This is a genomic window from Arthrobacter sp. 001422645 (genome assembly GCF_059816125.1).
On the sequence record NZ_JCBANT010000004.1, the window covers coordinates 111799 to 127856 of the forward strand.

Annotated in this window: 19 protein-coding genes; 10 read left to right on the forward strand and 9 right to left on the reverse strand. The window is 67.1% G+C overall.

Annotated features, from left to right (window positions below):
- Positions 1-12 precede the first annotated feature (12 nt).
- A complete protein-coding gene (ilvA, locus tag AC6EUH_RS06785) occupies positions 13-1251 on the forward strand; it encodes a threonine ammonia-lyase (protein ID WP_056433098.1) in 1239 nt (412 codons plus the stop codon).
- A gap of 9 nt (positions 1252-1260) precedes the next feature.
- Positions 1261-1884: a rhomboid family intramembrane serine protease gene (locus tag AC6EUH_RS06790; RefSeq protein ID WP_056433099.1), complete on the forward strand. Its 624-nt coding sequence runs from the start codon at positions 1261-1263 to the stop codon at positions 1882-1884.
- Positions 1885-1998: 114 nt separating this feature from the next.
- On the opposite strand, the gene greA is transcribed toward AC6EUH_RS06790, so the two are convergent.
- Both greA and AC6EUH_RS06800 read right to left on the reverse strand, forming a co-directional pair.
- The gene (greA, locus tag AC6EUH_RS06795; protein WP_056433100.1) at positions 1999-2493 is read right to left on the reverse strand and encodes a transcription elongation factor GreA; all 495 of its coding nucleotides are present in this window, start codon (positions 2491-2493) and stop codon (positions 1999-2001) included.
- 195 nt (positions 2494-2688) lie between these two features.
- Positions 2689-3147, reverse strand: coding sequence for a DUF4307 domain-containing protein (locus AC6EUH_RS06800; RefSeq protein WP_056433101.1), 459 nt, complete (start codon positions 3145-3147; stop codon positions 2689-2691).
- Positions 3148-3296: 149 nt separating this feature from the next.
- Between AC6EUH_RS06800 and mca the strand changes: the two genes are divergently transcribed.
- From mca to AC6EUH_RS06815, 3 genes are all read left to right on the forward strand, one after another.
- Positions 3297-4202 carry a mycothiol conjugate amidase Mca gene (gene mca, locus AC6EUH_RS06805; RefSeq protein WP_499738161.1) on the forward strand — a complete coding sequence of 302 codons (906 nt, stop codon included), beginning with the start codon at positions 3297-3299 and terminating at the stop codon, positions 4200-4202.
- Between the two features lie 108 nt (positions 4203-4310).
- Positions 4311-4631 carry a hypothetical protein gene (locus AC6EUH_RS06810; protein ID WP_499738162.1) on the forward strand — a complete coding sequence of 107 codons (321 nt, stop codon included), beginning with the start codon at positions 4311-4313 and terminating at the stop codon, positions 4629-4631.
- A gap of 8 nt (positions 4632-4639) precedes the next feature.
- Positions 4640-5299, forward strand: coding sequence for an HAD family hydrolase (locus AC6EUH_RS06815; protein WP_056433106.1), 660 nt, complete (start codon positions 4640-4642; stop codon positions 5297-5299).
- A 57-nt stretch (positions 5300-5356) separates the two neighbouring features.
- Here the strand turns inward: AC6EUH_RS06815 and AC6EUH_RS06820 are convergent, their stop codons facing one another.
- Both AC6EUH_RS06820 and trhA read right to left on the reverse strand, forming a co-directional pair.
- On the reverse strand, positions 5357-6028 hold the full coding sequence (locus tag AC6EUH_RS06820; RefSeq protein ID WP_499738163.1) for a M15 family metallopeptidase: 672 nt from the start codon (positions 6026-6028) through the stop codon (positions 5357-5359).
- Positions 6029-6168: 140 nt separating this feature from the next.
- The gene (gene trhA / locus AC6EUH_RS06825; RefSeq protein WP_499738214.1) at positions 6169-6831 is read right to left on the reverse strand and encodes a PAQR family membrane homeostasis protein TrhA; all 663 of its coding nucleotides are present in this window, start codon (positions 6829-6831) and stop codon (positions 6169-6171) included.
- A gap of 214 nt (positions 6832-7045) precedes the next feature.
- On the opposite strand from trhA, the gene AC6EUH_RS06830 reads away from it, so the two are divergent.
- Both AC6EUH_RS06830 and phoH2 read left to right on the forward strand, forming a co-directional pair.
- Positions 7046-7807, forward strand: coding sequence for an isoprenyl transferase (locus AC6EUH_RS06830; RefSeq protein ID WP_056433269.1), 762 nt, complete (start codon positions 7046-7048; stop codon positions 7805-7807).
- Between the two features lie 233 nt (positions 7808-8040).
- The gene (gene phoH2, locus AC6EUH_RS06835; protein WP_499738164.1) at positions 8041-9474 is read left to right on the forward strand and encodes an RNA 5'-3' helicase PhoH2; all 1434 of its coding nucleotides are present in this window, start codon (positions 8041-8043) and stop codon (positions 9472-9474) included.
- Between the two features lie 221 nt (positions 9475-9695).
- Here the strand turns inward: phoH2 and lepB are convergent, their stop codons facing one another.
- From lepB to AC6EUH_RS06860, 5 genes are all read right to left on the reverse strand, one after another.
- Positions 9696-10178, reverse strand: coding sequence for a signal peptidase I (gene lepB, locus AC6EUH_RS06840; RefSeq protein WP_235500309.1), 483 nt, complete (start codon positions 10176-10178; stop codon positions 9696-9698).
- A 5-nt stretch (positions 10179-10183) separates the two neighbouring features.
- Positions 10184-11788: a multicopper oxidase family protein gene (locus AC6EUH_RS06845; protein ID WP_499738165.1), complete on the reverse strand. Its 1605-nt coding sequence runs from the start codon at positions 11786-11788 to the stop codon at positions 10184-10186.
- A gap of 84 nt (positions 11789-11872) precedes the next feature.
- Positions 11873-12403, reverse strand: coding sequence for a hypothetical protein (locus AC6EUH_RS06850; RefSeq protein WP_499738166.1), 531 nt, complete (start codon positions 12401-12403; stop codon positions 11873-11875).
- Positions 12404-12471: 68 nt separating this feature from the next.
- Complete coding sequence (locus tag AC6EUH_RS06855; protein WP_499738167.1) at positions 12472-13122, reverse strand: GNAT family N-acetyltransferase; 651 nt, start codon at positions 13120-13122, stop codon at positions 12472-12474.
- Positions 13123-13170: 48 nt separating this feature from the next.
- A complete protein-coding gene (locus tag AC6EUH_RS06860; protein WP_499738168.1) occupies positions 13171-13998 on the reverse strand; it encodes a hypothetical protein in 828 nt (275 codons plus the stop codon).
- Positions 13999-14057: 59 nt separating this feature from the next.
- Between AC6EUH_RS06860 and AC6EUH_RS06865 the strand changes: the two genes are divergently transcribed.
- The 3 genes from AC6EUH_RS06865 to AC6EUH_RS06875 all read left to right on the forward strand — a co-directional run bounded on the left by AC6EUH_RS06865 (position 14058) and on the right by AC6EUH_RS06875 (position 15965).
- Positions 14058-14618: a prepilin peptidase gene (locus AC6EUH_RS06865; protein WP_499738169.1), complete on the forward strand. Its 561-nt coding sequence runs from the start codon at positions 14058-14060 to the stop codon at positions 14616-14618.
- Between the two features lie 55 nt (positions 14619-14673).
- Complete coding sequence (locus AC6EUH_RS06870; protein WP_056433114.1) at positions 14674-15144, forward strand: NUDIX hydrolase; 471 nt, start codon at positions 14674-14676, stop codon at positions 15142-15144.
- Between the two features lie 152 nt (positions 15145-15296).
- Positions 15297-15965, forward strand: coding sequence for a vWA domain-containing protein (locus AC6EUH_RS06875; protein ID WP_056433116.1), 669 nt, complete (start codon positions 15297-15299; stop codon positions 15963-15965).
- The last annotated feature ends 93 nt before the right edge of the window (positions 15966-16058 follow it).

Genomic DNA, 16058 nt, shown 5'->3' on the forward strand with positions numbered 1-16058 from the left:
GGAGACTAGTTCGTGAACACCCTTGAGAGCCTGCCCGTCACGCTGGACGATGTCCTGGAGGCGCAGAAGCTGCTCGACGGGATTATCACGCGGACGCCAGTTGAATCCTCCCGCGCCCTGGGCGCCATGGTGGGCGGCGAGGTCTTCCTCAAGTGCGAAAACCTGCAGCGGGCCGGGTCCTTCAAGGTCCGCGGCGCCTACGTCCGGATGGCCAAACTCTCGCCGGAGGAGAAGAAACGTGGCGTCGTCGCGGCCTCCGCCGGAAACCACGCCCAGGGTGTGGCGGTCGCGGCAAAGAGCCTGGGCATCAAAGCGCGGATCTATATGCCGCTGGGCGTCGCCCTGCCCAAACTGGCCGCCACCCGCAGTCATGGCGCCGAGGTGGTCCTGCACGGCCACAACGTCGACGAGGCCCTCGCCGAAGCGAAGCGCTATGCGGACGAGACCGGGGCCGTCTTCGTCCACCCGTTCGACGATGTCGACGTCGTTGCCGGCCAGGGCACGGTGGGACTGGAAATCCTGGAACAGGTGCCGTATGTCGACACCATCCTGATGGGCGTCGGCGGCGGCGGACTCCTCGCCGGAGTGGCCGTGGCCGTCAAGGCCAGGGCCAAGGAACTGGGCCGTGAGATCCGGATCATCGGCGTCCAGGCCGAAAACGCGGCAGCGTACCCGCCCTCCCTCGCGGCGGACGCCCTGGTTCCGCTCAAACGCGTCTCCACCATGGCCGACGGCATTGCCGTCGGCCGGCCCGGCCAGCTTCCGTTCAGCATCATCCGGGAACTCGTCGACGACGTCGTCACCGTCAGCGAGGACGCCCTGGCACGCGCGCTCATCTTCCTGCTGGAACGCGCCAAGATGGTCGTCGAGCCGGCCGGGGCAGTGGGCGTCGCGGCGCTGATGGAAGGCAAAATCGAGAACCCGGGAACCGTCGCCGTGGTGCTCTCCGGCGGCAACATCGACCCGATGCTGATGCTCAAGGTCATCCAGCGCGGCCTCTCCGCCGCGGGACGGTACATGACCGTGCGCATGATGCTGGACGACCGTCCCGGCTCACTGGCCACGATCGCCCGGATCATCGCCGAGAACGACGCCAACGTGACAGGCCTGGACCACACCCGCGTGGGCGGCTCGATCAGCATGGGCGATGTGTCCATTACCGTGAACCTGGAGACGAAAGGCCACGAACACTGCGAGAAGGTCCTCGCGGCGCTCCGGGCCGAAGGCTTCCAGCCGATTGTGGTGCACTAGGGGGCAGCGATGCTTGACTCCACCCGGAACGGCAGGCCGCGCGCCGCCGATACTACCGCCGCGCGCGCCCGCAAGGGACTGCTGGTGGTGGGATCGTTTGTCCTGGTGCTGTACGTCATCGAGATCATCAACACCCTGATGCTCCGTTCGCTCAACGGCACCTTCGGCCTGCGCCCGCGCAGCCCGGACGGGCTCCTGGACATCCTGACCTTCCCCTTGCTGCACGCCAACCTGGCACACCTGTTCTCCAACACGCTGCCGCTGATCATCTTTGGCTTCCTGGTGCTGCTGTCCGGGACCCGCGTCTTTTTCACAACCCTGGCACTGAGCTGGCTGGCCTCCGGGGTTGTGGTGTGGCTGATCGGCGGATTCAACGTCACCGTGGGGGCGTCGGGGCTGGTGTTCGGCCTCTTTGCGTTCCTGCTGGTGCGCGGTTTCTTTAACCGCAACTGGTGGCAGATCCTGCTGTCAGTGGTGTTGTTCCTGACCTACGGGGGGATCCTTTTCGGCATCCTCCCCACGGTGGCCGGCTATGTCTCGTGGCAGGCGCACCTCGGCGGGGCCGTCGGCGGCGTGCTTGCCGCCCTGCTCCTGAGCGTCCCGCGGGCAGGAGCTCCGCGCACCCGGCAGTAGCGCACTGCGCCGAAATGAACTGCGCCGAAATGAACCGCGCCGCAACGCACGACGCCGGCCCTCCCGCTAGGGGAGGACCGGCGTCGTGCGCTGCGGTGCAGCAGGTGAACAGTATTAGCCGGCGTACGGCTTGGCGGAGACGATTTCCACGGTGATGTCCTTGCCGTTCGGGGCGGTGTAGCTGAGCTTGTCGCCTTCCTTGTGGCCGACGATGGCAGCACCCAGCGGTGACTTCTCGCTGAAGACATCCAGATCCGAGTCGCCGGCAATTTCGCGGGAACCGAGCAGGAAGGTTTCCTCATCGCCGGCGATCTTGGCCACAACAATCATTCCGGGTTCGACGATTCCGTCGTCCGCCGGGGATTCGCCGACGTGGGCGTCCCGGAGCAAAGCGGTCAGCTGGCGGATGCGGGCTTCGATCTTGCCCTGCTCCTCTTTGGCCGCGTGGTAGCCGCCGTTCTCCTTGAGGTCGCCCTCCTGGCGCGCCGCCTCGATCTTCTGGACGATTTCCGCCCGGCCGGGGCCGGAGAGGTGGTCCAGCTCTGCCTTCAGGCGGTCAAAAGCTTCCTGGGTAAGCCAAGCTGCAGTTGCGCTGTTGGTGGTAGACACGGACTTCTCCTTTATGGTCAAACAAGCAAAGACCCCGCCACGGTGGCCACTTTTGGGACTCAGCAACCAGCTCAGCGGGGGAAAGGTATTGATCCATTGTAGTCAATCCTGTGGATAAACCAAAGAACCCTGCGGCGTGTATCACACCGCGTTACGGCCGCCCGGCGACCGGCGGGCCGGCTTACTGCCGCGACGCTAGTTGCCGGCGTCGGGGATCCAGCAGCTGTCGACGACGCCGGACACGGCCTGGGACTCGGTGCGCACCGTGGCCCGGTGGACCGTGGTGCGGCCGCCGTCGGAACCGGCGTCGGCGGCGTTGGGGGCGATGTCCACCACTTTCCAGCCGACGACGGCGAACTTGGAATCCAGCGCCTTGACCGAGCACTTGGCCGCGGTGGCCGGGTCCTTGGTGACTTGAAAATCGATCTCCGCCACAGTGGCGTCCGGCGTGCTGTAGCCGATGTCCTTGAAGGTGACGCTCTCGGTCGCGTTCGACGTCGATATCCAGGCCATAAAGCCCATTCCGGCCGCAAGGGCAAGGATCAGGATGGTGCGTTTGGCTTTACCGCTCAGCGTTCGCTTTTGGCCGCCGTAACGATTGGCTAGGCTGGGAGATGCCGGGGCAGGCGCGGCAGGCTGATCCTTGGAAGTCACCAGTCCAGTTTAGTGTGGATCGGGAGGGGTGTCCGCCGGTCCGGTCCGATACCCCTGCCTCAAGACCTGCCTGAAGACCTGCCTGAAGACCCGCCTGAAGATCCGTACCCCAAGATGAACCCCATTGATGAAAGAGGAGCCGTCCCACGATGACAGCGTCCACCAGCCCGTCAGCGCCGCTTCGACTGCTGGCTGTCCATGCTCATCCCGACGACGAATCCAGCAAGGGCGCCGCCACGATGGCCATGTACGCAGCGGCCGGCGTCGAGGTCCTGGTGGCCACGTGCACCGACGGTTCCCGTGGCGACATCCAGAACCCGGCAGTGGAGGGGGAACCACACCCCAAACGCGACATGGCCGGCGCGCGCCGGCTCGAGATGGAGCAGGCCGCCAAGGTCCTGGGCATCAGCCAGCGCTGGCTGGGCTTTGTGGATTCCGGGCTCCCGGAAGGCGACCCGCTGCCGCCGCTGCCAGCAGGTTCCTTCGCGACGCTGCCGCTGGAGCGGGCGGCCGCGCCGCTGGTCCGGCTGGTCCGTGAGTTCAGACCCCAAGTGGTCCTGAGCTACGACGAGAACGGCGGCTACCCGCACCCGGACCACATCATGGCGCACCGCGTCGCCGTCGAGGCCTTCGAAGCCGCGGGCGATCCGGACCGCTACCCGGGAACCGGTGAGCCCTGGGCTCCCAGCAAGCTCTACTACGATCGTGCCTTCAGCCCCGAGCGGTTCCGTGCCCTGCATTTTGCGCTGGAGGAATCCGGGCTCCAGTCCCCGTACGCCGAGCGGATCGCGGCCTGGCTGGAAACCGACGCGGAAGGCCACACCCCGCCGGCACCCACCCACGCCACCACCACGCAGATCGAGTGCGGGGACTACTTCGAAGCCCGCGACGACGCGTTGCGGGCGCACCGCACGCAGGTGGACCCTGAGGGCTTCTTCTTCGCGGTGTCGCCGGCGATGCAACGCCGCGTGTGGCCCTGGGAGGACTACTCGCTGATCCAGTCCCGGGTCCCGGCCGACCTGCCCGAGAAGGACTTCTTCGCCGGGCTAAGATAGACCCAGGCCATTTCTATGACGTGTAGAAGACGTTGTGGATTCAGTTCAACGCTGCTCGGCGGCCAGCCCCCGCCGGCCCGCCATTCAGCCCCATAGAAGGTCCCCACCGTGCACTCCTTGCTCCTCGCCCTGGCAACCACCCCGGCGCCCGCCCCCACGCCGTCGCTGCGCCCCGGACTGTCCCAGGACCAGGTGACCCCCGGCCTGCTGGGTTTCCTCTTGACCGCCTTCATCGTGGTGCTGACGGCCCTGCTGATTGTGGACATGGTGCGTCGCATCCGGCGGGTCCGTTACCGGGCCCAGGTGGAGGAAGAACGCGCCGCCGCCGAAGCGGATGCCGCTGACGGGCAGCCCGACGTCCGGTACGACGCCGGCCAGCCCGGCGGCCGTCCGGAAGCCAACGGCGAGACCGGACCCGGAAACCGCTGACTGGCGCAGTGACTGTTCACGGATTCGACCTTGTTGTCTTCGACTGCGATGGTGTCCTGGTCGATTCCGAGGTGATCTCCGTCCGGGTGGACCAGTTGGTGCTCGCGGACCTCGGCTGGGCGCTGGAGCTGGAAGAGATTGTAGACCTCTTCGTCGGCCGGTCAGAGGCCGATTTCATTGCCACGGTCGAAGATCAACTGGGCATCGAACTGGGGGAGGGCTGGGACCGGAAGTACGTCCCCTGGTACCGGGCGGCGTTCGAGCGTGAGCTCACTGCGGTGGACGGTGTGGTGGAGGCGCTGGACGCGATCGTCCACCCGCACTGCGTGGCCTCCAGCGGGAGCCACGCCAAGATGCGGCGGACGCTGGGCCAAACTGGACTCTGGCACCGCTTCGAAGGCCGGATCTTCAGCGCATCGGAGGTCGCCAACGGCAAACCCGCCCCGGACCTGTTCCTGCATGCCGCCGCGACGCTTGGAGCCGCACCGGAGCGGTGCGCCGTCGTCGAAGACAGCGCCCACGGCGTCCAGGCGGCCCGGTCGGCCGGGATGCACGTCTTCGCGTACGCCGGCGGCGTGACCCCGGAGGGACGGCTGGCCGGTCCCGGGACCACCGTTTTCCATGACATGCGGCAGCTGCCCGCGCTCATTGGGGCCGGACGGCCTTGACGACGGCCGTTCAGTCCTTCGGGGCTCGGCCAGCCACGCCACGGGGAAGAGATTCCACTACGGGAGGTAATCCGGGGCTGCTTCCAGCTGGAAGTAGTCTTCCAGGGTGGCGACGTTTTTCATCTCCTGGGCGACCACCTTTCCTACGTACCGCAGATGCCACGGCTCGTAGGTGTAGCCGGTGGTGCCCTCGGCCCCCGCTGGGTAGCGGATGATGAAACCGTAAGTCCGGCTGTTATTGGCCGCCCACTTGCCGGCCGGGGTGTTTGCGAAGCAGGCCTGCAGGGCGCAGACTCCGCTGGCGTTGCCGATGTCTATCGCCAGGCCGGTCTGGTGTTCGCTGTAGCCGGGCCTGGCGGCGAGGGTATCCGCCGTCGCCTGGCCGTACTGGCGCACGTAGCTGTCGTAGAGGCTGGCCTGCTGGCTGTACGACCGGTAGCCGCTGACCGGAATGATGTTCACGCCGGCCGTTTTGGCGGCTTTGGCCAGCTGCTTGTAGGCGTCCGCGGCCTCTAACCGCAAGCGTTCGCCTTGGATCCTGACCAGCTGCCCTGGCACATACGTGGCCGGATTCAAGGGCCGGTGCTTATTAACCACCACCTGCAGGCTGGAGGCTGAGTCGATGTCGTAGGCGCCCGGGGCAACCGCCGTCGCCGATGGTCCGATCATGCCGAGCGAAAGCACCAGCGCCGCCACAGCGCCTGCCATCCTGCTGATTCCGTTGAGCATGGTGGCCTCCAAGAAAGTGTCCGGGACAGATGCGGGAACTCTAACGGTCGGCAAGCGCTGAGTCGAGGGGTCACCGGCACCCCGGAGCATCAAGTTCCGGCGGATGCACAGCCCAGGCCGCGCCCCGGCCCTCGGGGACTTCAGCTCAGGACGGCGATGGCAATCGCGATGTAGTGCGCGGCGAAGGCAAAGACAGTAAGGGCATGGAACAGCTCATGGAAACCGAAGTGTGAGTAGCTGATGTTCGGCTTCTTCAGCGCGTAGAAGACGGCGCCGGTGATGTAAAGGGCGCCGCCCACGCAGATCAGGACGGCGGAGGCCACGTTGGCGGCGAAGAAATCCGGCAAGTAGAACAGCGCGCCGCAGCCCAGGGCGATGTAGATCGGCACGTACAGCCAGCGCGGGGCATGGGTCCACAGCAGGCGGAACAACACGCCCAGGATGGCCCCGGACCAGATCACCCACAACAGCAGCTCGGCCTTCGGCCGGTCCAGGAGGGCCCAGGCCAGCGGCGTGTAGCTTCCGGCGATCACCAGCATGATGTTCGTATGGTCCAGCCGCTTCAGCACGATCTTGACGCCGGGGGACCAGTTCCCGCGGTGGTAGATGGCGCTGATGCCGAACAACAGCACCCCGGTGAAGGCATAGATGGCGCAGGCGATCTTCAGGTCCGGCGTCGGCGCAAGAATCACCAGCACCAGACCGGCGGCCAGCGCCAGCGGAGCCGTCACGGTGTGGATCCAGCCGCGCCATTTCGGCTTGATCATCAGGAGTTCCGCCAGCCGGACCGCCGCGTCGTCCATCGGGCCGGTTTTACGGTCCGCAGGCTGCTCCGGCCGGGGCTCGGGGGTGTGGCTTTCCATGCCGCAATAATAACCTACGGCCCAGTAAGTTACCCGCGAGTAACAAGGGGTGCTAGCAGGAATGCTGACGTCCCTGGGCTCCGGCCTGCGCTCCGGCAGGTAGCCTAGGATGTGCACAAGAGTCGTACTTCAAGGAAGCCAGGTGAATCTCCGGATGGAAATGCCCGGGTTCCTCTATGGCTTCTACGAGCGCAAACTCCAGCATTCCCTGGACCCGGAGCGTATCCCGAAGCACATCGGCGTGATGGTGGACGGCAACCGCCGCTGGGCCCGGCAGTTCAACGCGCCGACCAGCCAGGGACACCAGGCCGGGGCCGACAAGATCCACGAGTTCCTCGGCTGGTGCCAGGAACTCGGTGTCAAAGTTGTCACCCTCTACATGCTCTCCACGGACAACATGAACCGCTCGGGCGAAGAACTTGACCTGCTCATGGGGATCATCGCCAACACCCTGGACAGGCTGGACGAGGACGCCGAAATCTCGGTTCACGCCATGGGCGCCCCGGAACTGCTTCCGGACTACCTCGCCGAGCGGCTGAACAAACTCACGGCCCGCACGCCCGCGCACGAAAAGCTGCACGTCAACGTCGCCGTCGGCTACGGCGGGCGCCGCGAAATCGTCGACGCCGTCCGCGAACTGCTGCACGATGCCGTCGCACGCAATGCGGACATCGGGAAACTGGCCGACGGGCTGAGCGTCGACGACATCTCACGTTTCCTCTACACCCGAGGCCAGCCCGATCCGGACCTCGTGATCCGCACTTCCGGGGAGCAGCGGCTCTCCGGTTTCCTGATGTGGCAAAGCGCCTACAGCGAGTTCTATTTCTGCGAAGCCTTGTGGCCCGCGTTCCGGAAAGTGGACTTCCTCCGGGCCCTCCGGGACTACGCCGGCCGGCAGCGCCGCTACGGCTCCTGAAGCGTCAACTGCTGTTCACACGATGGCAACAAGAATCGCCGAGAAATAGCCGCGGAAACGCCGCACCCCGGACGTACGTTAATCCCATCAGCAGGCAAACCGCCGGCTGATCGGGGAGGCCAGTACATGGAGCGGAAGTCCGCACCGGGTGTATGGGAGGCCGCGTCCGGCCTCGTGGCCGAGCCGCCTCACCAATAACAATTCCGGGCATGCGCCCCGGGGCTGGAGTCGATGTGGCTATTTCTGAACAACTGCCCGACGTCGTGACCGACCAGGGACAGAAAGCTACCTCTCGCGCCAAGCGAGCCACCTCAAAGACCGGTGCAGCGGACAGTGACGCTGCAGCCGGTCTTGCTGTTTCCGGGGAAGGGAAGGAAACGGGCCGCAGCTTCGTGATCGACACCTCGGTGCTGCTCTCGGACCCGCGGGCACTGCTGCGGTTCGCGGAGCATGAAGTGATCCTGCCGATCGTCGTCATCACCGAACTCGAAGGCAAGCGGCACGACCCCGAGCTGGGCTATTTCGCCCGCAAAGCGCTCAGGCTCCTCGATGACCTGCGGGTGGAGCACGACGGACTGGACCGCCCCATCCCGCTTGGCCACGACGGCGGCACGCTCATGGTGGAGCTGAACCACATCTCCGCCGAAGTGCTTCCGGCCGGCTTCCGCGGCGGGGACAACGACAGCCGGATCCTCGCCGTCGCGAAAAACCTCGCCAACGAGGGCCGCGACGTCACGGTGGTCTCCAAGGACCTCCCGATGCGCGTCAAGGCCTCGGCCATGGGGCTCCAGGCCGACGAGTACCGCAACGAACTGGTCAAGGACTCGGGCTGGACCGGCGTCGCGGAAATTGACGCCACCGAGGAGGAGGTTTCCACCCTCTACGGCCATGAACCGGTCTTCATCCCGGAAGCGGCCGAGCTGCCGACGAACACCGGCCTGGTGATCCTCTCCCAGCGGGGATCAGCGCTGGGCAGGGTGGGCGCCGACAAACAGGTCCGCCTCGTCAAGGGCGACCGCGACGTCTTCGGGCTCCACGGCCGCTCGGCCGAGCAGCGGCTCGCGATCGACCTGCTGATGGACCCGTCGGTCGGCATCGTGTCCCTCGGCGGCCGGGCCGGCACGGGCAAGTCCGCGCTGGCCCTGTGCGCCGGTCTTGAGGCCGTCCTGGAGCGCCGGGAACACCGCAAGGTGATCGTCTTCCGGCCCCTCTACGCGGTGGGCGGCCAGGAGCTCGGCTACTTGCCGGGATCCGAGGCGGAGAAAATGAACCCGTGGGCGCAGGCGGTCTTCGACACGCTCGGCGCGCTGGTCAGCCAGGAAGTGGTCGAGGAGGTGATGGACCGCGGCATGCTCGAAGTCATGCCGCTCACGCACATCCGCGGCCGTTCACTCCATGACGCTTTCGTGATCGTGGACGAGGCCCAGTCGCTGGAGAAGAACGTCCTGCTCACGGTGATGAGCCGGATCGGGCAGAACTCGAAGATCGTCCTGACCCACGACGTCGCCCAGCGCGACAACCTCCGCGTCGGCCGGCATGACGGCGTTGCCGCCGTCGTCGAGACGCTTAAGGGGCATCCGCTCTTCGGCCATGTCACCCTCACCCGCTCGGAGCGCTCGCCGATCGCGGCGCTCGTGACGGATTTGCTCGAAGGGGCGGAGATCTAGCCCGTCGGCGGCTTCGCAGGGCGGCGGGAGAGTCACCTACGCGGGGCGGCGGCGTCCCGCCGTCGCTTAGACACCTCCCGCCGCTTCGCTGCGGTCGCTGGGCGACCTACGCTTCGCTTTGGTCGGCGATGCGCTCCTTTGCGGGACACCGCCGCCACGCTTGCGGGTCGCTTCTGCAGTCGTAGCGCTGGGCGACCTCAGCCCCGTTCGCCTTTGGATTCTTACTGTCCCAGGACGGTGCCTTGGACTGCTGTGACGGGGATGGGGCCGAAGTCCCGGGAGTCTACTGAGGATTCGCGGTTGTCGCCGAGGACGAAGAGCTGGCCTGCCGGTACCGTCACGGTGCCGAAGTAGACGCCGTCGATGGTGCGCTGGTCGACGAAGGGTTCTGTGGCTTCGGCTCCGTCCACGAAGAGCACCCCGTCCCGGATGGCGACGGTCTGGCCCTCGGTTGCCACGACGCGTTTGAGCAGCACGGCTTCGTTGGGCATCTCGCCGTCGTCCGGTCCCTTGAAGACGACCAGCTGGCCGGGCTGGACCCCGGCCAGGCGCGGGCCTGCCTTGTTAAGCCAGACGATGCCGCCGGCCGCGACGGTCGGTTCCATGCTTTCCGAGCTGACCGTGATCGGTTCGACCACCCAGAGCCGGAGCGCCAGCAGTCCGCCCAGGAAAAGGGCAGCGCCGGCCATGGTGCGCTTCTGCACCGGGTTCAGCCCTGCACTGGATCCCAGACGGCCGGGGCCGCCGTGATCGGATCGTTCGGGTCCGAGTCGTTGGCGCCGAGCCCCACCCGGAACTGAAGCATCATGGAATGGTCCTCGTGCGTCAGGTTGTGGCAGTGGAGCATGTATCGTCCACGGTGGGGCCCGAAGTGGACCAGTAAGCGCACGGTTTCGTTCTCGCCGACGTACACCACGTCCTTGGGGCCCTTCTCGTACGCGAACGGGGGCCTGCCGTTGCGGCTGAGAACCTGGAAGTCCACAAGATGCATGTGCATGGGATGGAACCAGCCCCCGGAGCCGTTCTCCAGCTCCCAGATTTCCACGGCGTCCAGGGCCGGATCTGCCATCACCCGCTTGAATCCGCTGGCGATGACCTCCTCCCAGGTCAGGTCGTCGATCATCCAGATATTGGTGTCGTCGTCGTGCTTGATCCGGAACCTGCGGGTCTTGATGGCATCGGTGGCTTTGAGGTCCATGGGATGGCTGGTAGCCAGCGTGGTCGGGATCGAGTTCCACGTGGGGTCCGACGTGTTGACGGGGTCCGCCACGACGTCGAACCGCATGATCTTTCCGGTGTTGTCAAAATCGCGGTTGTTGGCGTTTGACGAATTGCGCAGTTCGATCCGGGTGCCCGCGGCGTACTTGCGGAAGTCAATCAGGACCTCGTAACGCTCGGCGCCGCCGTGGCGCCAGGACCCGACCGTCTGCGCCACGGGCACCAGCCCGGCATCGGTGGCCACCACGGTGACCGGGTCCCCGGTGCTGAGCTTGAAGTTGTACGACCGGGACACCGAGGCGTTCAGGATCCGGAAGCGGTAGACCCGCTTCTGGACCTTCATGACCGGCCAGGGCTTGCCGTTGACCAGGATGATGTCGCCCCACAGGCCCGAGTGCTGGCGGTCGTCAAAGCCCAGTGCGCCGTTGGCCGCGAACATGGCGTCGCTAATGGTGAGGGGCACGTCGAATTGGCCCTGCGGCAGCAGGCCTTTCTCGACCGGATCGCTGATCAGGTACTGACCGGCCAGCCCCGAGTAGACGTTCTGCGCTGTGAAGTGCACCGCGTGATCGTGGTACCAGAGGGATCTCGCCGGTTGGAAATTCGGATAGTGGTACTCCTTGTAAAACCCGGGCAACGTGAGGTCATTCGCATAACCGTCGTACTGCGGAAGCGACGCGGAGCCGTGCAGATGTGTTGAGGTGGGGAGGGCATACCCGAGCGTCGGATGCTTGGCCGGCAGCTGGTTGCGGACGCGCACGATGGCCCGGGTTCCCCTGTCGATCCGGATGGTGGGGCCGGGGAAGATGCCGTTGTAGCCCAGGATGGGCGTGGTCAGGCGGGACAGGATCTTTGCGCTGCCCAGCCGTTGGGTCATGGTGTAGTGGCGGGTGGTGACGCCGTCGGCGTCGACGGTTGTCTGGTAGGCCAGCGGCGGGGGGATGGTGAGCGGTGTCCCGTAGGGACGCGGCATGTCGCTGTCACTGAGTTTGCTGGCAGACTTCGCGCTGACGCCGGAGAGGGGCACGGTCACGATGCCCGCCCCGACCACTCCGACTCCGCCAAGGATGAGTGCTTGCCGCCGTGTAAGGGACATGTTGACCAGTTTCCTTTCAACATCGGTAATTCTTCCGACAGCATGGGCGGGGGAACTTGGAAAAACCTAAGGACGTGACAGCTGCTAGGGGGTGTGGTGGGACAGGCCCAGCGACAAGCGGGAGCCGCCGGGGCCGTCCAGGACCAGGGCGATGGCCCTGTCCGGGACTTCGAAGATCAGGGTGGCGCCGGCAGTCGTGCCTTGCGTGAGGTCCACGACAGGCGGTGATTCCCAGAGCGGCCGGAACCGCTCCCGGCCCAGCCCGGAAATGCTGAAGTCGCCGGTATCCAGCCGCAGGCCGCCGGGCTCCAACGCCGTGATCCGGACCAGGACCCGGACCCTGTGGCTGCCGTCCGCCGGGGCGCCGTCCAGTGCGTCGTCGTTGTCCTCCGGTTCCCAGCCGTCGTCCTCGACCGGGACGATCTCGCCGATGCTAGCCATTCCGCCGGGGATGGAGGCCGAAGCGCCCAGGGGAACGCTCGGTTCGGGCTGCGCCGTGAGGAACAGGTATGTAAGGGCAAGTCCGATGAGGCCCAGCAGGGCGACGGGAATCAGCACCAGACGCCGTCGTCTGGCGCTGGGTGCGGGCGTGGCTTCCAGCTCGGTGGCGGACATGCGGCCAGTCAAGCCCGCCCGGCTTGGGAAAAGCCGGTGCCGGTGGTTCTAGGGGTACTCAGCCAGGTCTACGTCCCGATGCCCAGGAATTCCGCCGTGGCATGGTGGCCGGCAACCTGCAGCCGCCAGTCGGGGCGGTTGAAGGTTGCGGGGGTCAGGCGGACGTTTTGGACTTCCTGGCGTTTGCCGCCCCAGGCCGCGCGGGTGACGCCGTTCAGTTCGTATCCAAGGGAACGCGAGACGCCGAGGGACTGCTGGTTCCAGGCTGCCGCTTCGGATTCCGCGGCCTCCGCGCCAAGCCAGTCAAAGGCATAGAGGGCGACGGCGGCCCGCATCTCCTTGCCAAATCCCCGGCCGTGCACGCTCTGCCGGAGCCACGAGCCCGTGCTGACGGTTTTCAGGGTGGCGAAGTCCTGTGCCGCGACATCCTGGCAGCCGATGAACGCGCCGTCGTGCCAGATGCCCAGCAGCAGCGTCCATTCCTGCGGCGACATGTTCCCGCGGCACCGCCAGTACCACTGCGCCATGTTCGGGCCGAGTTCGCCCGCCGGGGCCTCCGCCCACGGCCGGCTGAAGGGGCTGTGCCCGGGTTCGTGGATGCCGCTCATGGCCGCCTCTGCCGCCGCCGGGATCTCCTCGTCACGGATGGGCCGCAGGACCAGGCGGGGTGTGGTCAGGGTGAGGCCGAAGGGCGGCCAGTAGGCGGCGAGCTCAGTCATTTGGGAAGCCTAGCCGAGCGGGGAACTCCCAGCGAGTCACACGCCCGGTCAGCCGGCGGGGAGTTCCCAGCTGATGTGCCGGCGGACATCCGTCAGGTTCATGGACTCGGCGAGGAACAGGTCATCCAGCATGTATTCGTCCACGGCCAGGATCCGGAGCCAGTGCCCGTAGACGTCCGTCCCGTCATCTTTCTGCCCGCCGTCCAGCCACCGGCTCGCGACACATACGCCCGTGCCGGCGTCGATCCTCACGAGCGTGCGGCCCGGCCGGCACAGCGGCGCGCCGGGGTCGCTGGGGCGGTATCCGGGGTTCGGTGTCACGGTGGCTTCCAGGGCGGGACGGCCCTCGTGGACGACGTCGGTGATGGTGCCCAGTTCCACGGGGTTGGCGTTGGGGAACTCGAGGGGCACGGGGGCGTTGCCTGCCAGTTCCACGGGGTCCAGCGCGGCGGCGAAGCGCCCGTTGCCGAATCCGGGTTCGCCGTATGCTGCCTCGGGCCGGCGGCGGACCAGCCCGTGGTCGTCGTAGACCGGGGTGACGAGGTGGGGCGGCAGCAGCCAGGTTTTCCGGGTGGAGCGGGTGTAGAACACGTCACGGGAATCATTGATCCCGGTGGTGCTTTGCAGGACCAGCCCGTCCGCTGTTTCCAGCCGCAGGGCTCCCGGACGGCGCAGCCACGCGCGGACCAGGTCCGGATGCGGTGCTGCTCCCGGAGAACCTGGTTCGGCGGCGAGTGGCCGGTCCAGGTACTCAAAGCGCAGCGAATGCCACTTCCACGGTGAGGAGCGGCACAGGTCCCGGAAGGCGGCCGCCTGTTCCGCGGCGTCCCGGGGCGGGCGCGGCTCGCGCCGGTTCGAGGTGTCCCATGCGGCCATATCCACAGTTTACGCGCGGGCCCTGCTCCGGCGGCCGGAATTTCCAGTAGCATCCGAGGGTGATCCAACGACTCGGCGCACTGGGTGAAGCGACCCCGCTGGCCTTCTGGCTGGTGCTGCTGGCGTGCGCCTATCTGGCGGTCGTGGCCGTACGGCTCACGGTGATTGACGTCCGGCACCATCTGCTGCCGGATCGGATCGTCTTTCCGTCCTACGCCGTCGCCGGAGTGCTGCTCCTGGGCGCCGCGGCGGTCCACACTGTGTCGGGGACCGCTTCGGCAACGCTGCCCGACGGCGGCGCGGGGCTCTTCGGGGTCCCCGGGCTCCGCGTTGTGGCCGGGGGAGCGGCGCTGTGGCTCTTCTACTTCCTGCTACGGGCCGTCTATCCGCCGGGGATGGGGTTCGGCGACGTCAAGCTGGCGGGCGTCCTGGGCATGTACCTGGGCTTCCTTGGCTGGCCGCACGTCTTCGCGGGGACGTTCGCCGCGTTCCTCTTCGGCGGGCTGTGGAGCCTGGCACTCCTGGCCTCGCGGCGCGGCACCCTGAAATCAAGCATCCCTTTCGGGCCGTTTATGCTGGCCGGCACCGCCGCTGCCATGCTCCTGCTCCCGGCGTCCTGAAGCGCGGCCCGGACCCCGGTGCACTGTCCCGGCGCACCTTGGCTAGGCTGGCCGGATGGCTACCCCCGATTTCATTCTCAAGCTCCGCGCCAGGATCGGCCACGAGGCCCTTTGGATCCCCGGTGCCCGGGCCGTCGTGTTCGACGACGCCGGCCGGGTCCTGCTCGGCCAGCGGGCGGACAACGGCCAGTGGGGTCTGATCACCGGGATTCTGGAGCCCGGGGAAGAGCCTGCGGCGGGCCTGCTGCGGGAAGTCCTGGAGGAGACCGGGGTCGTTGCCGCCGCCGAACGGCTCGTCTCGGTGGACGCCGTCGGACCCACCATGTATCCGAACGGGGACGTGTGCCACTTCCTGACCCTCGAGTTCCGCTGCCGCTATGTCTCCGGGGAGGCGCGGGTCAACGACGACGAATCCCTCGCAGTGGGCTGGTTCGGCCCGGAGGAGTTCCCGGAGCTGATGACCGGGCATCTGGAGAGCATAGAACGTGCGCGGCAGGCAGACGGCGCCGCCCACTTCCGGCGCTGAGGGCCAACCGCGGGAACACTTACGGGCACGCCGCACCCTCCGGAGGCGGGCTTCGCGCCTTTTTTGTCAGTGCCCCGGCATAACCTGCTCCTGTCCAGCCAGCCGCTGGATAAAAGTTGGCCCGGGTGCGCCCGGACCGGAAATGGGGCAGCATGACAGATTCCGCGCTGACGCACATTTACGTCCTCCTGGACCGCTCCGGGTCCATGAGCACCATCGCAGACGATACCGTGGGCGGCTTTGCCGCGTTCGTCCGTGAGCAGCAGTCCGTTCCGGGCCGCTGCCGGCTCTCGCTGGCCCAGTTCGACGATAGCTACGAGCGGGTCTATGCCTCAGTGGACATCCAGGATGTGCCTGCCCTTGACCTGCAGCCGCGCGGCAGTACCGCGCTGCACGATGCCATGATCCGGCTGATCGGCGAGGCCGGCGCGGAGCTGGCCGCACTCCCGGAGGACCAGCGCCCCGGCACGGTGCTTGTGGCTGTCCTGACCGACGGCCACGAGAACTCCTCACGGGAGGCCACGGGCGCCATGGTTAAAGAGCTGGTCGAACGGCAGCAGAGCCAGTGGGGCTGGCAGTTCACGTACCTGGGCGCCAACCAGGACGCCGTGCTGACCGCTCACGGGCTCGGAATCCGGGCCGAGGACGCCCTGACGTACGCCGCCGGAAACGTGGATGCGGCCTTCCACGTCCAGTCGGCCAAGACGCGGCGGTTGAGGGAAGCGCGGATCGGCGGGGCGAGCCTTGCCGACGCCGCCGCCGCGGCGGCCTACACGGCGGACGAACGGGACGCAGCCGGGGGAGGGACCCCGGCGCCCTGAGCCGGCGCAGGCAGCAACGGAAACGGCGGCCGGCGCCTTTCGCGGGAAAGGTTCCGGCCGCCGTCGGACGCTACCGCGCCGGGAAGGCGCGGC

Excerpts from the sequence above, each read along its gene's own strand:
- AC6EUH_RS06855 (WP_499738167.1), bottom strand. The coding sequence starts at position 13,122 with ATGACTGAGCTCGCCGCCTACTGGCCGCCCTTCGGCCTCACCCTGACC.
- AC6EUH_RS06860 (WP_499738168.1), bottom strand. The coding sequence starts at position 13,998 with ATGGCCGCATGGGACACCTCGAACCGGCGCGAGCCGCGCCCGCCCCGG.
- mca (WP_499738161.1), top strand. The coding sequence starts at position 3,297 with ATGACAGCGTCCACCAGCCCGTCAGCGCCGCTTCGACTGCTGGCTGTC.
- AC6EUH_RS06870 (WP_056433114.1), top strand. The coding sequence starts at position 14,674 with ATGGCTACCCCCGATTTCATTCTCAAGCTCCGCGCCAGGATCGGCCAC.
- AC6EUH_RS06845 (WP_499738165.1), bottom strand. The coding sequence starts at position 11,788 with ATGTCCCTTACACGGCGGCAAGCACTCATCCTTGGCGGAGTCGGAGTG.
- AC6EUH_RS06875 (WP_056433116.1), top strand. The coding sequence starts at position 15,297 with ATGACAGATTCCGCGCTGACGCACATTTACGTCCTCCTGGACCGCTCC.
- AC6EUH_RS06790 (WP_056433099.1), top strand. The coding sequence starts at position 1,261 with ATGCTTGACTCCACCCGGAACGGCAGGCCGCGCGCCGCCGATACTACC.
- AC6EUH_RS06850 (WP_499738166.1), bottom strand. The coding sequence starts at position 12,403 with ATGTCCGCCACCGAGCTGGAAGCCACGCCCGCACCCAGCGCCAGACGA.
- AC6EUH_RS06830 (WP_056433269.1), top strand. The coding sequence starts at position 7,046 with ATGGAAATGCCCGGGTTCCTCTATGGCTTCTACGAGCGCAAACTCCAG.
- AC6EUH_RS06820 (WP_499738163.1), bottom strand. The coding sequence starts at position 6,028 with ATGCTCAACGGAATCAGCAGGATGGCAGGCGCTGTGGCGGCGCTGGTG.
- trhA (WP_499738214.1), bottom strand. The coding sequence starts at position 6,831 with ATGGACGACGCGGCGGTCCGGCTGGCGGAACTCCTGATGATCAAGCCG.